Origin of the sequence: Rhodanobacter sp. MP7CTX1 (assembly GCF_014205795.1) — a bacterium.
Lineage (GTDB): Bacteria > Pseudomonadota > Gammaproteobacteria > Xanthomonadales > Rhodanobacteraceae > Rhodanobacter.
Window position 1 is genome coordinate 109,073 of the sequence record NZ_JACHCN010000004.1, and the last position, 20,968, is coordinate 130,040.

Consider the following 20,968-nt stretch of genomic DNA (forward strand, 5'->3'; position numbering starts at 1 on the left):
GGACCAACTTTTGGGGAAACACCAATGAACAAGATTCACAGCAAGATCTGGAACAAGTCGCTGGGCACACTGGTGGTCGCCAGTGAGTTTGCCAAGGCAGCTGGCAAGGGCGGCAGCGCCAGGCGCATGCGCGCCGGCCTGGCGGCTCTGTCGCTGGCAACCGGCATGGCGCTGACGGCAACCAGCGCTATCGCAGCAGATACCGCTACGCAAAAAGTGACGGCCACCACGGCCGCCAAGCCGCTCACGCTGGTCCACGCAGCACCGCAAGACTCGGTGCCGACGCCGGATCCCACCACGCCTATCTACTTCTCGGCCGACGGCGCCGCCGATGGCAGCGACAACGCGCTATCCCTCGGCACCGATAGTGTCGCAGGCGGCGCGCTCAGCACAGCGATGGGTACCGAGAGCACGGCGCTCGGCTACAACAGCTTTGCGGTCGATGACTACAGCACGGCGGTGGGCGGCAACACCTTTGCTGCCGGCGTGGGTTCCGCTGCCTTCGGGCACAGCGCCAGCACGGGAGCCAATTACGCCACCGCCGTCGGCTACAGTGCTAGCGCCACGAACTACAACACGACCGCGGTGGGTGCCAACGCCCAAGCCACCGGCCTGAGCAGCGTGGCGATCGGCGGCTACGTGGTGGACGCCAATGGCAACCCGAAGGATTTTGATATTTCAGGCAACCCGCAGGCCGCCGCCGCCAGCGGCGACTACGCCACCGCGGTGGGTCCGGGCGCGCTCGCTACAGCTCACGGCGCCACGGCTCTCGGTGTGGGCGCCAACGCATCCAATCAGAACAACGTGGCGATCGGCAACAGTGCCAATTCCACCGGTGGTGATGCAACCATCGCCGTGGGTACCGGGGCGCAGGCGACTGGCGACGCGACGGTTACTGTCGGATACGAGGCGGCGGCCACTGGCGACTACGGAACGGTAATTGGCACCCAGGCGGTTGCCAGTGGAACCGGCGACACCGTCATTGGTATTGGTGGCAACGCCTCCAGCGATTACGGAGTGGCTGTTGGCTTCGCAGCGAACGCCGTCGGCTTGCAGTCGATTGCTCTGGGTGGCACTTCGAATGCCCTGGGTGACTATTCCATCGCCATCGGTAGCGGCGCGGTAGCCTACAACACCAATGATCAAGCCATGGGCACCAATGCTTGGGCCGGTAGCGGCATGGGCACGCGCAATATGGCCATCGGCAACGGCGCGACTGCCGGCAACTCGACCGACGCAACGCTAAGCATCAGTGATTCCATCGCCATTGGCGCCGTTTCAGTTGCGAGTGCCAACCAGGCCACGGCAGTCGGTGTCGGTGCCCAGGCGACAGCCCTGAACGCGGTAGCCCTTGGTGCCGGCAGCGTGGCCGATCGCGTCAACACGGTATCCGTGGGCGCGGCGGGTACTGAGCGGCAGATCACCAATGTCGCGCCCGGTACGCAGGCTACTGATGCCGTCAACTATAGCCAGCTCGAAACCGCCGTTGCTGGCGGTGGTACGGCCAACCCGCTGGCGGTGAGCTATGTCGCTGCCGACAAGAGCAGCATCATGCTGGGCGGCGCCAGCGGCACGGTGATCCACAACGTCGCCGCCGGCAGCACACTCACCGACGCGGTGAACATGGGCCAGCTTACCGCCCTGAGTAACCAGGAGAGTCAGGACGTGCTGGCGATCAACGGCCAGATCACAACGCTTACCGGCCAGATGACGACCGTCCAGAGTCAAATCACCACGTTGCAGCAGACCCCGTCGGGTGGCTCTGGCATGTCGAGCACGATCGCGGTGGATGGCAGCGGCAGTGCTTCGGTCACCACCGGTTCGAATGGTGTGGCGATGGGCACCAATGCCAAGGCCGGCGGCACCAACGGCACAGCGGTCGGCGGCAACAGCTTTGCGGCCGGCCCGAACGACACGGCACTGGGCGGCAATGCCCAGGTCAATGCGGACGGCAGCACGGCCGTGGGTGCCAACACCACCATCGCCGCGACAGCGACGAACGCAGTAGCGGTGGGCGAGAGTGCAACGGTGACGGCGGCGTCGGGTACGGCGATTGGCCAGGGCGCTTCGGTGGCCGCCGCCAACGCGGTGGCTCTGGGCCAGGGTTCAGTAGCCAATGTGGCCAACACCGTGTCGGTCGGCACGGCCACCAACCAGCGCCAGATCACCAACGTGGCAGCCGGTGTGCAGGCGACTGACGCGGCCAACGTCAGCCAGGTCAATGCGGCGCTGGCTACCGCCAAGACCTATACCGACGCGAGCGCACAGCAGACGCTCTCGGCAGCCAATGCCTATACGAACCAGGCCATCACGGCAGCCAACGGAGCCAATGGCAATCTCGCCAACTTCGAAAGCCAGGTGAGCGACCAGTTCCAGTCAGTGAACAAGCGCATCGATCAGGCGGGTGCCATGGGCGCGGCATCGACGCAGATGGCCATCAACGCGGCCGGTGCGACGGGGAACGGTCGAATCTCCGCAGGCGTGGGCTACCAGGGATCGCGCAACGCGATTTCGGTGGGTTATGCCGTGCCCATCGGCAGCACGGCGCATATGAGCGTGGGGGCTTCCTCCAGCGGCTCGCAAACCTCTGTCGGCGCCGGTTTTGGTATTGATCTGTAATAGCTGAAGCGTGCATTCGGCCCGGCATGGCTTCACCATGTCGGGCCGAAATCGCTTGTGGCACCCACTCGCACCCACTCGCGATGGAACTGCGCCCGCAAGCTCTCATGGCCTGTTCATCCAGCGGGTCGCCAAATAGTCGCGAAGCGGCCCCCACCGAAGGTGCGCCGCACCGGTTGGCGACGTCACGACGCCCGATCGCCTTCCTTTCCCCTGACGGCGTCATCGAGGAAGATCGCCATGCCTCATGATCGATTCGCCATCGCCAGCCTGATTGTGTGTTGCACTCTGGCCGCGGGTACCGCCTACGCCCAAAACACTGCCGGCGAGCCTGGCCTCTCGCCGACCGCGGAGCTAATAAAGAATAGCCCCACACCCATGAGCGGTGTGCAAAACAACGAGTCCTTGCAGAGAAGAGCCCAACAAGAGCAGGCGGCGAAGAAAAAGCAAGAGGACTTGAAAAAATCGTCCACCAATGACAGCAACAACAACATGACTCAGCCCGCGTCCGGCAGCACCTCCCACTGACTTTCCCGCATCGCCACCACGCAGATAAAGGCGCCCAAGGGCGCCTTTATCTTGAAGCCCCGCGGCCTTTTAAGGACTTATGCCAGCACGCCAGTGACCTTGCCGTTTGCGGCGCTCGCGAGGCGCTTCACATAACCTTCGACATCCTGCGAGCCGCTGAACAACAACTTGCCGTTCACGAGGTAGCTGGGTACACCACTCAAACCCATTGAGCGAATCTCGGCGTCCAATTTGCGGACCTCGATGTGGCTTGGCAGCGACCGGTTCACGGCGCCCGACTCCATCCCCGCCTCGTCGGCGATGCGCTCAAGTACAGCTTGGTCACTGATGTCGTTGCCATGGGTGAAATAGGCAGCGAACAATCCCTCGACGACCCGTCCTTGCAGAGCCGCGCCACCTTCGACGTAGGCCAGTCGCGCAAGCGCATGCGCCGGCACCGTGTTGGGTGTGCGGCTCTGGAGTTGATAGTTGAACTCGGCTCCCGTGCGTTGACCGGCCTCTACGGCCCGCGCGTCCATCGCAAGCGCGTTCTCCCAGCCAAAGCGCAGCGTGCGGAATTCCTTCCTGTCCATGCCTTCCGCCGGCATGCCCGGGTTGAGCTGATAGGGAAGCCATTCGACGTCGACGTGAACCCCATGCCCGGCCAGAACTTCCAGCGCCTGATCGAGGCTGCGCTTTCCATTGAAACACCAGGGACAGATCATGTCCGATACCACCTGCAGATGCAGGCTGCGTTCGTGTTGTGTGCTCAAGTTGATACCCTCGTTGGGTGTGGGGACGTGGGCACATGCTGAGCTTCCGCGGGTCGACAATGAATAGCCGTTGTTCGGCAGCCGCTCTTCCGCAGACTGCAAGAAACCGCTCTGACATCTCGCTGCATCACCGGGCCCATGCGCTGCACCGACACTCATGTCGCGTGAGCATGGGCAACCCTGGGAAGGCGAAGCCCTGCTAACCGGTCGGAGCTTTTCCGCGCCGTGCTGGAACCGGCGAATCGGATGCCATCCCGGCCTCGTTTGCCATGCGTGCAAATTGTGAGCGTAGACGCGGAAGAGCGAAGTCCACAAAAGCGCGAACCTTGGGCACGGCCAGACGCCCATGCGGCGACACCAGATGGACGGGAAGAGGCGCAGGTTCGGCGTTGGCAAGGACAATGCGTAACAAACCCTGCTCGATCTCAGGGGCTACGTGATAGGAAAGCAGACGCGCCACGCCATTACCTTCGATTGTCGACGCCACCGTAGCCCGCACACTGTTGACCACCAGCCGCGGCGTGAACGAAACGGCACGAGGAACCGATGACCCTTCCAGCGGAGGGAAGCTCCACGAATCCAGCCCCATGTGCGTCATGGCGATGATCCGGTGCTTCGCCAGGTCGGCGGGCTCGAGAATACGCGGGTGCGTCGCCAGGTAGCGCGGCGACGCCACGACGACTTTCCGCACCTCGCCAACACGATGAGCGACCAAGTTCGAATCAGCCAGATGCGTAATGCGCAAGGCCAGGTCCATGCCTTCGTCGATCAAGTTGACCGCCCGTTCCAGCATGTGCATGCGAACGGTGACCGTCGGATATTCATCCATGAAGGCGTCAACGATCGGACGCAGCAGCTCCACGCCAGAAAACATCGTCGAAGTAATCGTCAGGGTGCCGTGGGGCACTGACCGCTCCCCCGCCGCGCTCCGGTCCGCCTCCTCCAGGTCCATGAGTATTTTTCTGCAAGCCACGGCGTAGCGCTCGCCGGCCTCGCTCAGCTTGATGGATCGTGTTGTCCGGTGCAGCAGCGGCACCCCAACGTGCGCTTCAAGAAATGCGATGGCCCTGCTTACTGCCGCCGCCGAACGGCCTGTTTTGCGGCTGGCACCGGCGAGGCTTCCTTCATCGAGCGCTGCTACGAAGACTTTCATGGTGTCGATGCGGTCCATAACAGTTTCCTCGCAGGCTCGCTTCACAATGGAGTGTCGGAGAGTTTGCTACAAGTCCAGGCATGCGTTTTCGTCCTGAACGACGTCGCATGCCCAAAGCATGAGTCTCGGCCGCCATCCTCGCATGAAGAACCGCCAAGGCATGGGCATGGCCCCCAGCGACAAACTGTCGCGATGCCTCCGACCAGGGGTCCCGATGGCCTTCCAGAGGTGGTCGTGCTTCGTCCCGAATCAATGATCATGCCTCGATGACTTTCATGTGGCGCCGATGTTTTGTGCGCTGCAACCAGAAGCTGGCAACGAGCACCCGGTAGCGCGTCGAAACGATGCTGGAAGGCCTTTGTTTCCGCGACCCGCCTTTGCGCCGTGCGGAAGGGTGACTGCCTGGCCCTGGCTATTCGCTTGGCGATCCAATGCGTTTACAGTGGCGATGATTGACAACGCATTCGACCCGCCACGGGCCAGTGAGGAGTCGCGGCTCCTCGAAGGAGGTTGAAGTGACCCAGCGTACCCATCGACGTTCAGTGCTTCTTCTTTTGCTGGTGCCGGTAGTCGGCCTGCTTTGCGTGCCGTTCTACAACTACGATGCTCCAACCCTGTGGGGCGTGCCTTTTTTCTATTGGTACCAGTTGCTGTGGGTGCCGATCACCGTGCTGTTGATCTGGGTCGTCTACCGGAGCACGCATGATGAAGACTGAGCTTGATTACGTCGCCATCGGCGTTTTCGTTGCGTTCTTCGCGCTCGTGACGGTGATGGGGTTTTGGGCCGCTCGATGGAGACAGGCGCCAACACAGGCCAGTCTGGATGAGTGGGGACTGGGCGGACGGAGCTTTGGCACGTGGATAACGTGGTTTCTGGTGGGCGGCGATTTTTATACGGCCTACACCGTCATCGCGGTACCTGCGCTGGTCTACGCGGTAGGTGCATACGGTTTCTTCGCCCTCCCCTATACGATCATCGTCTACCCGTTTGTGTTTGCGGTCATGCCAACACTTTGGCGGACGGCGAAACAGCATGGCTTCGTCACCGCGGCCGACGTGGTGTACGGCAAGTACGGTTCGCGTGCGCTCGAACTCGCGGTCGCCATCACGGCGGTGATCGCGACCATGCCCTACATCGCGTTGCAACTGGTCGGCATGGCTTCAGTGTTCGGTGCCCTCGGCCTGCGTGGCGAGATCCCGCTGATCGTCGCGTTCGTGATCCTGGCCGTCTATACGTATTCCTCCGGCATCCGTGCGCCTGCGCTGATCGCTTTCGTCAAAGACATCATGATCTACATCGCGGTAATCGCCGCGGTGGCCGTCATACCAAGCAAACTGGGTGGCTATGCTGCGGTATTTGCGGCAGCCGATCAGGCGTTCAAGGCAAAGGGATCGGGTGGCATCCTGCTCACGTCGAGTCAATTCGTGCCCTATGCGAGTTTGGCACTCGGCTCCGCGCTTGCGGCGTTTATGTACCCGCACACTTTGACTGGCATCTTTGCCAGCAAGAGCGCCAACACGATTCGCAAGAACGCCATTTTGCTGCCGGCCTATACGCTATTGCTCGGCCTTCTTGCACTGCTGGGCTACATGGGCCACGCCGCCCATTTGAAGTTGGCCAACAACAACGACGTCGTCCCCGCCCTGTTCCAGACCCTCTTTCCCAGTTGGTTCGCCGGTTTCGCTTTTGCCGCGATCGGAATCGGAGCCTTGGTGCCCGCCGCAGTCATGAGCATTGGCGCCGCCAACGTGTTTACGCGTAATTTCTGGAAGGCATACGTCAATCCATCCATTCAACCGGCATCGGAAGCCAAGGTCGCGAAAATTGCTTCGCTCGTCGTCAAGGTCGGAGCGCTCCTGGTTATCCTCACCCTGCCCACTCAATTCGCGCTCGACTTGCAGCTCCTGGGTGGCATGTGGATCCTGCAGACGCTGCCTGCGGTGGTGTTCGGACTGTTCTGGAACTGGCTTCGCGCACCAGCCCTGTTGACGGGTTGGGCCGTGGGCTTCTGTGCGGGCACCTGGCTGATCTGGTCCGATGGGCTCAAGCCCATTCACGCGATAAGCTTCGGCGGCACGACGGTTGCCATCTACACAGGGCTTCTCGCGCTTGTCGCCAACATCATCGTGGCCATCGTCATTAATGGCTTCGTGAGTGCGCGCCCCAACGTCATCCCATCAAGTTGACACACAGGCGTCCAAGATCCCGGTGCTTGCGATGGGGAAGAGTCCATATACGGATTCACCGGTTCACTTTGCATGGCAAGCCGACCGCGATTCTAGAACGGCGGTTGAAGCGTTCGTCATGCCAGATTCGGACGGTAACTCGCTGCCACCCGGCCAAGAGCGTCGGCATGCCCGTACTTTCGGGTGTGTGGCCGCCATATCTGGGGTGCTATTATTTTTTGGAGCGTTTCCCGGGGCAATCTCGTCGGGCTTATTTTCCGAGAATCGTCGTGGCAAGGGGAAATTCTGGGGAAGTTAGGTTGTATCGCGGGTCATGACGTTGCCGGCTTTCGCAGCGGCGCGGCGAAATCTTGATCGATCAATCAGTCAGGGGATTCAAATGCAAACCAAACACTTCATGTGGCTTGCCGCCGCATGCGGGCTGGTGCTTGCCGGCGGTGTACCGGCAGTGCTGGCCACGCCAGCCAAGGCCGCTCCGAATATTCCGATGATGGCCTCAGCGCCGCTCATCACCGACACCGTCGACAACAACAAACTCGTCCAGGTCAATGGCAGCAAGCTGCCGGTGGCTTCGCCCAAGTACGATGCCGGCGTGCTCGTTTCCAGCAAACAGCTGAAGCACATGACCTTGCTGCTCAAGCGCAGCCCGGACAATCAGGCCCGCTATGAGTCCTATCTCACCCAGCTGACGACCCCGAGTTCGCCCTACTTTCACAAGTGGTTGAAGCCGCAAGATCTCGGTGACAAGTTCGGCCCGTCCAAGCAGGACATCGCCAAGGTCACGCAGTGGCTGACCTCGCAGGGCCTGAGCGTCGGCAGCATTTCCAAGTCCGGCATGATGGTGCACTTCTCCGGCAACGTCGCCGCCGTGCAGATGGCGTTCCACACCCAGTTGCACAATTACACCGTCAATGGCGAGAAGCACTTTGCCAACGCCAGTGCCCAGCAGATTCCGGCAGCGCTGTCGTCGGTCGTTGCCGGTGTCGCCTCGCTGAACAACTTCTTCCCGAAAGCCCAGATGAAACTGGTGGGTACGGTCAAGAAAAACAGTGCTGGCCACTTTACCCGTGTAAAGAACGCCCCGGGCTTCACCAATCCGCCGGGCGCCATCGCTACCGGCACGGAATTCGATGTCGTTCCAGCTGATTTCAATACCATCTACAACGTCAATCCATTGTGGGCGGGCACGGCTATTACCGGATCAACCACACCGATTCGTGGTGCCGGCCAGACCATCGCCGTGCTCGAACGCTCCGATGTCCTGCCTGTCGACATCGCCGCGTTTCGTAACGCGTTCCTGCCTGCCGACGCGGCCGGCGTAGTGAGCTATGCCAGCGTCGACGACGGCAACGGGACGTGCCTGGATCCCGGCACCGCCGGTGGTGAGGAAGAAGCGGCGCTGGATGCCGAGTGGGCCGGCGCAGCCGCACCGGATGCCAACATCACGTTTGCCGCCTGTGCCGACAGCGACACGGATTTTGGTCCGTTCATCGCAGCTGAAAATCTGCTAGATGGCATCAACAACCCTCCGCAGATCATGAGCCTGAGCTACGGTGGCTGCGAAATTCAGCAGGGCCCGGGTGAGGAAGAGGTCCAGGAACTCTGGAGTGAGGCGGTATCCGACGGCGTGACCGTGTTTGTCTCGACGGGCGATTCCGGCTCCGCCGGTTGCGACCAGAATGAGGAGGCAGCCGCTTCCGGTCTGGCTGTCAACGGCCTGGCTACAACCCCGTACAACACCGCCGTGGGAGGTACCGACTTCGACGACATCGGCAAAACGGCTACCTACTGGAGCAACACTAACGCCCCCAATGGTCAGTCGGTGCTGGGCTACGTGCCGGAACAGACCTGGAACGATTCCTGCGCCAGCAGCGTGCTGTTCACGCTGGAGCACGGCAGCGACGGTGAGGTGTTCTGCAACACCGGCAACGGCCAGAGTTTCCTGGGCACGGGCGGTGGCAGCGGTGGCGCCAGCATCATCTTCGCCAAGCCGAGCTGGCAGGTGGGGGTCTACGGTTCGTCCGCAGCCAATGTGCGCATGATTCCTGATGTATCCCTGTTCGCCGCCAACGGCCTGTATGGTCACGCGCTGCTGTTCTGCGATTCCGATAACGGCGCGCCCTGCGACTACGACAATCCGGATGATGTGTTTTTCAGTTCGGCCGGCGGTACCTCGTTCGCCGCACCGGCGATGGCGGGTATCCAGGCTCTGGTAGATCAGGCCACGGCCGTGGCACTAGGCCGCGGAGGCAGTTTCTACGCCGGCAACGTGAATCCGGCGATGTACCTATTCGGTACACGCGAATACGGTACCCAAGGTTCGCCGAACGCGGGATCAGTGGCGGCCTGTAACTCCTCGACCACGCCGCTTGCCGGCAATAACTGCGTATTCAATAACATCACCGTTGGTGATATCGATGAACCCTGTTTTGCCGTGACAGCAAACTGCTTCACCCGTGGTCAGGACGCCTTTGGCGTGCTCAGCCTGGGTGGCAGTGGCAGTCTGACGCCGGCCTATATGGCGACGCCTGGTTACAACTACGCCACGGGTCTGGGTTCGGTGAATGCCACCAATCTGGCAGTTGCCTCGGCGAACTACAACAAGCTTGGCTTTTTTGACACGAGTTTTGAGTTTCTTCCTACGGCTCCTAGCGATTTCCTCACCTCCAGCGCCACACAGTTCCCTGGTGATGGCGGCCTTGATGGGTTCGCTGTCGATGGGCGTACTGACGTGGCGATGGTCAACCCCACCACCGGTGTGCTGACTGAACTTGGCATGCTCGGCAGTACCGTAGACAAGACCGTGAGTGTGGGTGGTCTGCCCAAGGGTTATAGGATCACCGCCATTGGCGACTTCAACGGTGATGGTATCTCCGACTTTGCGTTGACCAATCCAGCCACCAACGAACTTTACATCTTGCTCAATGACGGTAACGGAGCCACGACCGCTTATGACGCCGGAAGCTATCCGACCGGATGGACCGTTGTCGGTGCCGCTCGCGTCAACAGTGACTTGATGCAGTTGGTATGGCGCAACAACAGCACGGCTCAGGTCGGCTGGTGGACGTTTGGCACCTTCACTCCTGGTGCAAAAGCTGGAGCCGTTGGCACCGTGACTCACGCGGCTTCGCCGCTCCTTACGGCAGCCAGCGACTACACCCTGACCATTGCAAGCGTCGGCGGTGGTGACTTCGCTGATTTCGTCTGGACGGGTCCGAACAACGACCTGTATATCTGGAACAATAACAATGACGGTGGTCCGATAGGTGTTCCCGTGTTTACCCCGCACTACATCGCGACCTTCCCGGCGGGCTGGAAACTCCAGGGTGCCGGCGACGTCAACGGCGATGGCAAGAGTGATCTGCTATGGATCAACTCGAGCACCAACCAGTTCGGCTGGTGGCTCATGAACGGAAACAAGATTGTCAGCACCACAATGCGTTCGATCACCGCAGGTTACTCGATCGCGACGATCGGCGACTTCAATGGTGATGGCTTGGTGGATATCCTGTTCACCAACGCGGCGGGCAATGCTTACTTGTGGACCAGCGTCGGCAACAGCTTCCAGTCGTTCGTTCTTAGCGACACGACCGGTGCAGCTGTGACCGTGCCAGCGGGTGCGCAAGTGATTGCCAATCGCTTGCAGGCGGTTCCCTCCGCCAACGGCATTTTCACCGACGAACCGTAAGTACTGACGTTAAGTTCTACATGACTCGGAGCCGGGCGAAAGCCCGGCTCTTTTCTGTGCGAAGGATTCCGACATGCTCGACCTGTGCCAGTTGCCGAACGACACATGGCGGGAGGGCGTTCCCGAGAGCGGTATCGTCGGAGCACCTTGTTGGTCTTTTAAGACCAGAGCCAGGTGGGCGGAGCCACTGACCACTAGCCGAAAGCACCCCTCATCTGCGTAGCGCGAAGAGGCGCAGGTCGACCGCTGCCGCCATCGCTTTGTACCCGGCATCGTTCGGGTGCAAATGGTCGCCACTGTCGAAGGTCGCCAACAGGCAATCCGTGTGTGCCGGATCGCGCACGACTTGATCGAAATCGATGACTGCATCGAATGCGCCGGCATGCCGGATCCACGCGTTCACCACCTGACGCTTTGCCTCACCCGCGGCCGAGTGAAATGGCCACTCGACGCCGCCGTAGGGCGTCAATGTGACGCCGAATATCTTGACGCCCCTCTTGTGCGCACGACCAATCAACGTTTTCATTCCGTCGATGATTTGTTGTGTGGACACGTCATCCCTGGGCGTGGCAAGCATGTCGGCGGCGGCAATATCGTTGATCCCTTCCATCACCAGCAGCCAGTGCACGCTGGGTTTGTTCAGAGCGTCGCGATCAAGGCGCACCAGAGCACTCGGCCCCACGAAGGGCGTTGCGCCGTCATGCAGAATCCGATTGCCGGCGATGCCCGCATCGACCACAGCTATTGACGCGTGTGCCGGATCGGCATGAAGCCGCGCTGCGAGTGCGTCCGGCCAGCGAGAGTTTTTGTCCTGCGTCGAGCCCACCCCATCCGTAATGGAATCACCTATAGCGACGATGGTTTGGGCCTCATTGCCCGTAGCCACTTCCACGTCAGTCAAAAAAATGCGGCTACTGGTCACCTCGCCTGGGGGGAATCGTATCGCCGCCGTCGCATCTCCCGTCAGCGTTATGAAGGCGGTGTCGTTTCCAACACCGTGAAAAGTTGAAGTGCCCGTTCGAGTGGGAAAATACATGCTGACCGCGAGGTCTTCCAGCGGAGCCACCGAAAGGGCGATTGGGTCGCTGAGTACGTCGCCCCCTTTGGCAATAGTCGCACGGGCTTTGCCGCCGAAGGTCACCGTATGATCGGTCCCCGGCTTGATCTCAGAGCCACTCGCATGCTCGGCCACGTGGACCGGGCCAATCGTCACCGGCGCCGTACCAAAAAGGTTGGAGAGGCGGATACGCACGCTCGATCCACCGATGCTGGTGCGGATGACCTGACGGACGGTTACCGTCCCCAGCGGGGGCCCTGCGGAATCCGGCGATGCTGTCCAGGCGTCGGTCCAATGCATGTTGCTGGCCAGGGGACCACCCGCTGTGGACCAGGCTGGCGTCAGTGCCGCGAGCGAACAGAACAATGCTCCGACTACAACATGTTTGAGCGTCGCACTCGTCATGAGCTGATCCCTTATTTTGTCTGACAACCTGCACAGATGGGTTGCCTCGACCGGTGCTTAGGAACGTTGCCTTTCCACTAACGTCTACTTAGGATTGAAAACAAACATGATCGTGCTGTGGAAACGCCAACGCACCACGCACCCCAGGCACGCAAAGCGCTCAAACGGGCGTCGATAGCCGCAGTATTTTTAGGTCTCTGAATAGTGGGCCGTTTACCACGCCAGCTTCATGTGCCGAAAGGCAGGATGCACAATAGCGGTGGTTTGCCATTCCAAGACGACCGCTCGCCACAGCCGGGCTCGCTACCGTGGTCTATAACCCCGCAACCCAAGCGGACGTTGACAAGATCAACGCGGCGGCCGGATCGGCACGCGTGCCCTATCAGACATGACTATACGAATAGCCGGCATAGTCATCCCGACATGAAGGATCGGCTACGGAGAAATGATCCCTCTACGCACCCCGATCGTCACGGCATGTGTTCGGTCCTTCGCGTTCAGCTTTGACATGATGTTCTTCATATGCGTCTTGACCGTGTCTTCGGAAATGGAGAGCGCGCGCGATGTCTCCAGATTGGAGTGACCCAAGGCCACGAGCATCAGGACCTCCGCTTCTCTTTTCGACAGCACAGGCTCCGCCGCGTGATCCGCCAGATGCTCTGCGATTTCAGAGGGAATATGGCGCCGGCCCTGGTGGACATTTCGGATCGCTTCGGCAAGATCTTCGACCACCGAATTTTTTAGTAGATAGCCACGTGCCCCCGCCTTGAGAGCCCGGAGAACCTCGACATCGCCGTGATAGGTCGTCAACGCAAGCACGCTCGTACCGGGGTACTCGGAGAGGATGACTGAGAGGGACTCCACGCCGCCGAGTACAGGCATGCGCAAGTCCATCAAAACGACATCTGGCGTGAACTTTCGAACCTGATGTATAGCCTCTTCCCCATTGGAGGCTTCAGCGATCAGTTCCATGTCGTTTTCTTTCGCGAGTACCGCACCCACGCCGCGGCGGAACAACGGGTGGTCATCAACAGCAAGGATACTGATTCGATCTGAGGTTTTTTCCACCATCGGCTCAATTGATAACGAATCCTTTCCCATAGAGTTTTCTCGGATCATGTTCAAATCATTTCATCTTTCGTCGAGCAAAAATTGAATAACAGATGTATCTTCGGCTGACGGACCTTTCGCGGTTCCGATTAAGACTAGCTGTTGGCAAAGACAGAATATATCCCTCGATCTGGGCAATTTTTGACAGGCAGAACAGCGTCATTCGTTGACACGCAAATTTCCTGTCTTGCTGGCCGCACTACGTTTTCCTGGAGTCTCTGGCGTATGCAATCGTGGCCCTGACCCTCAGGCTTATACGTGTGCCGACGCCCCGCTCAGTCGAAACCTTTAGATGTGAGGCAAGCTTCGTCGCCCGCTCACGCATGCCGACCAAGCCCCAATGTCCTTCGCGACGGCCTTCTCTAAGCACCTCCGGATCGATACCCGAACCATTGTCCCGAATGGAAACAAGAATGCCCGACGACTTGTATACGAGCGTCACCTCGACCTCCGAAGCACTTGCATGCCGAAACGCGTTGAGCATGGCCTCACGTACTATCGAATTGATCTCTTCGCCCGCCAGGGCTTTCAGTGCACGCGGGACGCCAATGACCTTCAAGTCATAACGCGCCGGATAGAGGAGTCGCAGTCTATCGCCCATCTCTTGCAGGGCGTCGATAATCAGTCCGGCATCGCCACTGTCCTCCCGGAGCCCCGCGACCCTGTTTCTAGCGTTCAGGAGCGCTTTTCTCGCTTCATCGGTCAAGCCTTCGAGCTCAACTTGCACTCGCTCCGATTCAACATGATCGCGACCCAGCACCTGTAAATTGACCACGAGCGCCTCGATATCCTGGAGAAGCGTGTCGTGCAAATCTCGGGCAATACGCTCTCGTTCGTGGATGCGCTCTCTCATCCTGGTAGTAACTCGCGCCACGGCCCTGCGCACGTATAGCTGAGAGATGGCCCACAGTGCGAGCCCAATCACCAATCCAAGGAAGACTTTGAATGTAGTGGTCTGATAGGGCGCGGGTGTGATTGAAAACGACGCTCTGGCAGCGTCGTGGCTCCACTCGCCATCATTGTTGCTTGCGGCCACACCGAACGTATATCTGCCTGGTGAGAGGTTTGAATAGCTGATACTTCGACGGCCATCTATGTCGCGCCACCCCGAATCAACACCATAGAGTCGTACGCGAAAGCGAACTCGCTCAGGCACAGCGAGACTCAACGCCGTGAAATTGAATGTCACATCATGTGTATGTGCCGGAAGGACCAGCTGGGCGTCCGGCACATAGGCTCTTTCAGGCGTAGTTATCGACTGAATCTCCACCTTGGGCGCGACAGGGTTGTGCTGAAGCTTCAACGGATCAATGCTTGCCAAGCCGTCGGTCGTGGCAAACCAGATCACGCCTGCCGCATCCTCCACCGCCGTATGCAGAGGCAGAATCTGCTGCGCGCCGCCAGACATACCATCGTTGGCGTCAAACAATCGAACCGGCACCTCATGGTCAGGTGCGTCCAAGGCACCCAGCAGGTCGCGCCATTCAATGCGCATGGCGCCTCCGATGGCGTTGACCCAGAGCGCGCCGTCGCGCCCCACCGCCATGCCGGTGATGCCATCCAGCAAGCGATCATCTTTGGCCTTGATCCGCTGAAAGCGACCTTCGTGGAACGCGTAAAGCCCGAGGTCGCCACCAACCAGCAGCGTTCGCCCTGGAAGAATGGCAGTGACCGATCCGGTGCGCAGGCCCTCCGCCTCCCCGTAAATCCTGGCGTGGCCATTGGCGACGGCCGCAAGCCGCCCATCGCTATAGCCAAGCCAGACGTTCCCTGTCGTATCCGCGACGATCAAGTTGGCATAGAGATCGGGCAATGCCGCAACACCGCCTTTCGCTTGCCATTGCGCACCATCCAGCCGAAAGACGCCCAAATGGCGAACCGAGATCCATAACTGGTCATCCCGGTCCCGAGCGATCGCATTTATTCCGCCGTGATCGAATGCGATGGGGGCGGCAGGCTCGAAGGGTAGCGACAACTTGTTCTGCTGTCGGACCAATCCATCCGATCCACCGATGAGTAGAGAACCATCCTTGTCGGTGTAGAGTGATTCGACGTGCTTCGCCCGACCGCTCGTTGCCAGCGTCGTTCCCAGGGTCCACAAGGAGCACGGGTCATTGGCAGTTGACACCCATAAGGAACCCCCAGCGTCCGTCGCGAGCGCGAAGCTTATGAAGCCAGACGAACGCAGGACGCGGACGTCATTTTTTCGAAACTGGTCCAGCCCCTTGGTGGTGCCCACCCATATGCTGCCTTCCGCGTCCTCAAACATCGTCAACGCGAAGTCGGACGACAGGCCATCAGCTCGAGCAAACGTGTCGCCACTGAGCTCGGCCATCGATACGCCCGCGCGCAAATCGGGGTCGGATTTGCGGCACACCCCAACGGTGCAGGCGCGGGACCATATGCTGCCGTCGCGGGCTCGAATCGTGGCATTTGACGTGGGCGAAAAAGAGCTCCGTCCTGACCGGGACGGTGTCGGAACCGGCGCCTCGAATTCGCGATATCCGAGCTGTTCGCTAACGGAAATCAGTTGCCCACGCTGACTTTCAATAATCTCGGTTTTGTCTGCGGGCGATTGACCCGCTCTGACAAACTTTCGCCCACCGACGGGCAGAACATATAACCCGGCATCACTCGACGCCCAGAGGCGGCCCTGCGAATCCGAGGTGATATATGCAACATGCCGGCCCTGCAGACCCCACTCAGCAGCCGGCGTTACCCAACTTCCGTTCTCGAGGTGGTAAATATCCTGCCTTGTTGTAACCGCCCACATGTCGCCAACAGCGCTCTGCGCGAAGTCATTGATGGTTCCACCACCAGCTTCCTCATGTGTGTGCGTGATGTGTCCTGAAGTGTCGCCGGCCAGTCGATCTGCCCCTCCAAACGAATAGGCGACCCATAGGTCGCCTTCGCGGGTAACGTAAAGATGAACTACCGAATGCGAGGCGGTACTTTGCGGGGGACGCAGGTCAACGCGCTCGAATCGCACTCCGTCAAATCGGAACAAACCCGCGTGGCTTCCAACCCAAAGCCATCCGCTGGGTGTCTGCGCGATCGTGATGATCCCCGCCGGCGCGCCGTCCTTCGAAGTCCAGCTAACGTGGTGATAATTCGCTCCGATGCTATCAAGCGGGAGCGTCGTATCGCATGTTGGCGTCTTGGCGTAGCCGACCTCGACGTACGACATGGCGAATGCCACGAGGAGTACGAGAAATGCTCTTTCAAAGGCTTTCATACGAGCTCGGCGAATTCATACGTTCATCGTCAGCGCCAATGCCCGGCACGCCCATTACGCTTCTTGAATTTCATTGGGATGCCATGGCTTGGGCGAGTGAGCGAATCTAGCTTAGTTCGTAACATTGGTACAGGTTGGAGAAGTGGGAGCGATGCTTAAACGACGAAAGGCCGGGAAAGACCCGGCCTCATTCGTGCTTGCTATTCGTTCGTCATTTCTGCCACGTCACCGATAACTTCGAATCCTTGAATACGCGCTGATTAGCGTACCTGAAACCAATTCATTGAAACTTTAACTCGCGGCACCTGAGAGAACTCGCGCCAACTGAGAGCCAAATTTTTTCCGTTGGATGGAAGCAGTTGTCCTTCGTGCTCTCAGCTACAGATGACCGAACTTGACGAGACTTGAGGATTGAACGGGCACCCATGTGGTGCCCGTTCAATCCATTCATTCACAGCAGTCCTCATTCAAGGCTTACTGATCGCAACAATTGAATTACGGGGGGCTCACCTGCACCCCTACGACGCCTTGCACACGATTCTTCTGCACGACATAGCCAGACGGGATCGTGTAGACGCTGCCCTGGCCGTCGGCGACATGCTGCGAGACGAATGCACCGCCGAGACCCTGCCAGACATAGGCATCCCCGTTGGCGTTGGTCCAAAGGATATCCGCCAGCCCATCGCCATCGAAGTCTTCGATCGATGCGACGCTGTAGCCGCTCGCTACACCACGGACCTCACGATCAACAACAGTCGTACCGTTCATGATCCACCATCCCATCTGGCTGGTGGTTGCGTTGGACCAGATCAAGTCAGTACGGCCGCTCCCAGTAATCTCGCCAGCGCCCTCCAACGTCCAGCCGGCCGGGAAGGTGCCGCCATAGGTCTTGGTGAAGTTGCCCGTTCCGTCGTTGATCCAGTAGTAGATGTCGTTCTTGGGTCCCGTCCACACGATGTCGATATAGCCGTCACCGTTCAAATCAGCCAGACGCGGTGTATAGCCGCTGGCAGCGGCAATGCTCGAGCCGATCGTCCGGGTGCAACCCACCTCAAACAACTGGCCAAAGAAAATGGTGCCCGTGCAGTTGATACCCCAGAAGCCGAGCTGCCCATTGGCATCATTCCGCCAGATTTCCTCGGAGACGCCGCTAGCGTCGACAACCCCCGAGCCGACCAACGTCCAGCCGGCTGGATAGGACGGCAGGCTGGCGGTTACCCACCCATAGCTGTAGATCGCCAAGCTCGCCGTGTTGGTTGTCGGGTTGTCGCTCTCCATCACCGTCTGGCCCGCCAATGTGGTCCCATTGAACAGATCCGTAGGAATCGATTTAACCTGGTCACCCGGCTGGAAGACGGTATCCCACGGATTCGTACCCACCACCGTGCCACCGTTCATCTGCAGCATTTGCGCACTGCCCGTGGCTGAGTTGATCATCAGCAGAGTGCTGTGCCCATCCAGGATACGGGCCACGCCGGAGGCGATCGGGGGATTGCCGCTTTCATTGAATCCATACAGATCCCAGGTCCGCGGGATAATGCTGCGCGCATCCTGCGCGGCAACGGCATTGACCAGGTGCTGAACATTGACCGAGCCAAGACCGGTCGCATAGTCGTAGCCGGCACCGGCCTTCCACGCTGACACGAGTGATGCGCTTCCACCGTCACTGACCGCACCGAACTGGTTGGTACCCGTCGTGTAGCAGTCCGCTGTCCCCGCGAAGCAAGGCACATCGTTATCGCCCACCGTCACATCGTGGAAGATGCAATTGGCACTTGAACCATCGCTGCCGCAGGAGGAAGACGGCGAGCCCACACTTCCGTACTGCTTGCGTGCGAAGTCATACAGCATCGGCGCGATGTTGCCGTGCGTGACACCGGCATTCTGGTTGATCAACGCCTGGATGCCAGCCATGGTCGGGGCAGCGAAGGACGTGCCGCCGGCGCTGTTGAAGATCGTGGCCGTGGGATCGAGGTAGTTGCAGTCTGTGCCGCCCTCGGATGCATCGGACATGCAATAGATCAACGCGTGCCCGTAGATACCGTTGGCGGCGAATAGCGAAACGTCAGGAAGGCTACGCGTGTTGATCTGTGACATACCTGCCACGCCGCTCTGCCATGCCGGCTGCGGCCACAGGTAACTCGGGCCGCCGCTGCCACCGGCCGTGTTCAGGAAGTTGGACCCGTTCTCGGAATTACAGGCAGTAATGGGGTCGGAATAGCCCAATAGCGGGTAGAGCTTGCTGCTGGCGCAAGAGTCATTCCAGGGTTGCTCGGGAATGTAGCTCAGCGCACTGACCCCAAGTTGGCCATTGGCCGGCACCCAGTACTTGCTGGTGTTGTTCAGATCATCAAAATCGGTGCCGCCTACCGACACGTTATAAGGCGAACTGCCCAGACCATTGACCGCAATACCAAAGGTCGACGCCGTTTGTTCCTGATCACAGCCAGCAGAACCGGCATCGGCAGAAGAGACAAACACGGTGACGCCTTCGGCCGCAGCCGTCGACCACAGCTCGGCTGCCTCATTGGAATCGCCGACCACGGCGCTGATCAGCTCACACTCGCCGTAGCTGAGGCTCAGAATTGCCGGCGGCGTATCCTGCGTCAGCAAGTTGTTCGCTGCGATAAAGGCACCGAAATCGCTGCCGACGTCCGCACAGGACGCCAGCACCACATTGGCGTCGGGCGCGGCAGCGCCGGCCCATTCGGCATCCAGGGCGGCCTCGCCTTCGTCCCCGTTGGTACCCGGATCGGCACAGCTGGTGTCGCCGACGAATGCAGTCGGATGCACTTGCGAGAACACGCCCGCAGCGTCTGGTGGCATGAACGTTGTCCGGAACGTTGCCACGTCGGCGTTCTGTACGTCGGTATGTTCCAACACGGCCACCGTCTGTCCCGCACCACGGATAGGCGTGCTTTGCGCCCACAGCGGATTGACGTTGTAGATCGTGTTCAGGTCGGCCGGAACGACGTCATAGAAGACATCGCCGTTAAAGGCAAAATTGAAGTTCGAAGACACGCCGCTCGCCGCCTTCCACTGACCCTTGGCATTGCGCTTGACGGGCTGGGAGTTCTTGACCAACGGCTTGGGGAAGAAATTGTTCAGCGACACGACGCCAGACACGACGGGAATCAGAGCGCTGGGCAACTGTTGTTCCGTAGCATTGGCGAAATGGAGTTTGCCGTCGGCCCTGTATTGGTGCATCTGCGTGTGGAAGGCCGTTTGCACCGCACCAACCGAGCCGGAGAAGCGGATCATCATCTTGGTGGGCGAAACCTGCTTGACCCCCAGGCCTTCCGATGCGAGCCAGTTCTTTACAGCCGCGACATCCTGGTCGTTGGGGCCGAACTGTTGCCCGACTTGGGTCGGTGTCAGCCACTTATGGAAGTTGGGCGAAGCCGGATCATTCAATGCTGCGAGATAAGCGTCAAACGCCTTCTGCTGCGCCGCGCCTCGCTTGAGCATTAATGTCATGGACGGAATTTCATCCGTCGTCCGCATTACGCCTGCGTCGACACTTTTCGCAACACTCAATGAAACTGTTCCCTCGAGTTTTGTCAGCTTACTGTTGCCGATATTGCCGTTTGCGATAAGCGGCGTGCTTGACGTGTTGTTTGAACTTGTCTGTGCGTTGACTGCTGATACGCCGCATGCCGCTACGGCCATGCCCGCCCAAACCTGCCATAACTTGATTCTGTCCATTACCACCCCCAACTGATTTAATACTACGGAAAAAATTATCCATCGCGATTTCGACCACTACTTAGACACTATCGAATCAAACGTTTTATTAAAAACTATCAATTCAATCGCATATCTTTTGAGAAATGACGCAACGATGACACGACAAATCATGTGTTCAATAGACTCTAGAAAATATGAAATTACAATCACCCGAATTAGGTATGCCCGCCTCATGCTCTAGGGATCGCCAGTCGTGTTCAGCTAGTGCCGAGCGTGCCCTCACGAGAGTAGTTGCCGTCCTCACTTTTCCAGACGCCGCTATTCATCCAGATCAGCTCTGAAATCGAAGCGGTATCCAGGCAGGAGGTCCAGACCGCGCGGTGGCGGCGCAGAAACGCCACCAGGTCTCGTTTCACATTTCGAATTCATTTCGGTCGGTCGAGATCAAGTCTCGACCCAGGCTTCCGCGGCGGCTACCCCGGCGGGTTCCTGCGTGCGCTCATTGGAAACAGGATTGTCAGCCACGATGAGGTGCGCGAGCCAGCCA

13 protein-coding genes are annotated in these 20,968 nt (G+C 59.6%); 6 read left to right on the plus strand and 7 right to left on the minus strand.

What is annotated here, in order from left to right:
- Positions 1-24: 24 nt before the first annotated feature.
- Complete coding sequence (locus HDE77_RS07045; protein WP_184416456.1) at positions 25-2,619, plus strand: ESPR-type extended signal peptide-containing protein; 2,595 nt, start codon at positions 25-27, stop codon at positions 2,617-2,619.
- 240 nt (positions 2,620-2,859) lie between these two features.
- Complete coding sequence (locus tag HDE77_RS07050; protein WP_184416457.1) at positions 2,860-3,147, plus strand: hypothetical protein; 288 nt, start codon at positions 2,860-2,862, stop codon at positions 3,145-3,147.
- A 77-nt stretch (positions 3,148-3,224) separates the two neighbouring features.
- On the opposite strand, the gene HDE77_RS07055 is transcribed toward HDE77_RS07050, so the two are convergent.
- Entirely contained in the window at positions 3,225-3,899 is a 675-nt protein-coding gene (locus HDE77_RS07055; RefSeq protein WP_184416458.1) for a DsbA family oxidoreductase, read from the minus strand.
- A gap of 199 nt (positions 3,900-4,098) precedes the next feature.
- Positions 4,099-5,070 (minus strand): LysR family transcriptional regulator, encoded by a 972-nt coding sequence (locus tag HDE77_RS07060; protein ID WP_184416459.1) that lies wholly within the window; start codon positions 5,068-5,070, stop codon positions 4,099-4,101.
- 497 nt (positions 5,071-5,567) lie between these two features.
- Between HDE77_RS07060 and HDE77_RS20425 the strand changes: the two genes are divergently transcribed.
- From HDE77_RS20425 to HDE77_RS07075, 3 genes are all read left to right on the plus strand, one after another.
- Positions 5,568-5,768, plus strand: coding sequence for a DUF3311 domain-containing protein (locus tag HDE77_RS20425; RefSeq protein WP_343206070.1), 201 nt, complete (start codon positions 5,568-5,570; stop codon positions 5,766-5,768).
- Entirely contained in the window at positions 5,755-7,239 is a 1,485-nt protein-coding gene (locus HDE77_RS07070) for a sodium:solute symporter family protein (RefSeq protein ID WP_304625164.1), read from the plus strand. The genes HDE77_RS20425 and HDE77_RS07070 overlap by 14 nt, the downstream gene beginning before the upstream one ends.
- Positions 7,240-7,618: 379 nt before the next feature.
- The gene (locus HDE77_RS07075; RefSeq protein WP_184416460.1) at positions 7,619-10,927 is read left to right on the plus strand and encodes a protease pro-enzyme activation domain-containing protein; all 3,309 of its coding nucleotides are present in this window, start codon (positions 7,619-7,621) and stop codon (positions 10,925-10,927) included.
- 211 nt (positions 10,928-11,138) lie between these two features.
- Here HDE77_RS07075 and HDE77_RS07080 read toward each other — a convergent pair whose 3' ends face one another.
- From HDE77_RS07080 to HDE77_RS07095, 4 genes are all read right to left on the minus strand, one after another.
- Entirely contained in the window at positions 11,139-12,389 is a 1,251-nt protein-coding gene (locus HDE77_RS07080) for an SGNH/GDSL hydrolase family protein (RefSeq protein WP_184416461.1), read from the minus strand.
- A gap of 435 nt (positions 12,390-12,824) precedes the next feature.
- Positions 12,825-13,460, minus strand: coding sequence for a response regulator transcription factor (locus HDE77_RS07085; RefSeq protein WP_184416669.1), 636 nt, complete (start codon positions 13,458-13,460; stop codon positions 12,825-12,827).
- A gap of 238 nt (positions 13,461-13,698) precedes the next feature.
- Positions 13,699-16,734 (minus strand): sensor histidine kinase, encoded by a 3,036-nt coding sequence (locus HDE77_RS07090; protein ID WP_184416462.1) that lies wholly within the window; start codon positions 16,732-16,734, stop codon positions 13,699-13,701.
- A 495-nt stretch (positions 16,735-17,229) separates the two neighbouring features.
- Positions 17,230-20,211: a protease pro-enzyme activation domain-containing protein gene (locus HDE77_RS07095; RefSeq protein WP_184416463.1), complete on the minus strand. Its 2,982-nt coding sequence runs from the start codon at positions 20,209-20,211 to the stop codon at positions 17,230-17,232.
- Between HDE77_RS07095 and HDE77_RS07100 the strand changes: the two genes are divergently transcribed.
- Entirely contained in the window at positions 20,210-20,455 is a 246-nt protein-coding gene (locus HDE77_RS07100; RefSeq protein ID WP_184416464.1) for a hypothetical protein, read from the plus strand. The genes HDE77_RS07095 and HDE77_RS07100 overlap by 2 nt on opposite strands.
- A 223-nt stretch (positions 20,456-20,678) precedes the next feature.
- Here HDE77_RS07100 and HDE77_RS07105 read toward each other — a convergent pair whose 3' ends face one another.
- The gene (locus HDE77_RS07105; RefSeq protein WP_184416465.1) at positions 20,679-20,837 is read right to left on the minus strand and encodes a hypothetical protein; all 159 of its coding nucleotides are present in this window, start codon (positions 20,835-20,837) and stop codon (positions 20,679-20,681) included.
- Positions 20,838-20,968: the final 131 nt, after the last annotated feature.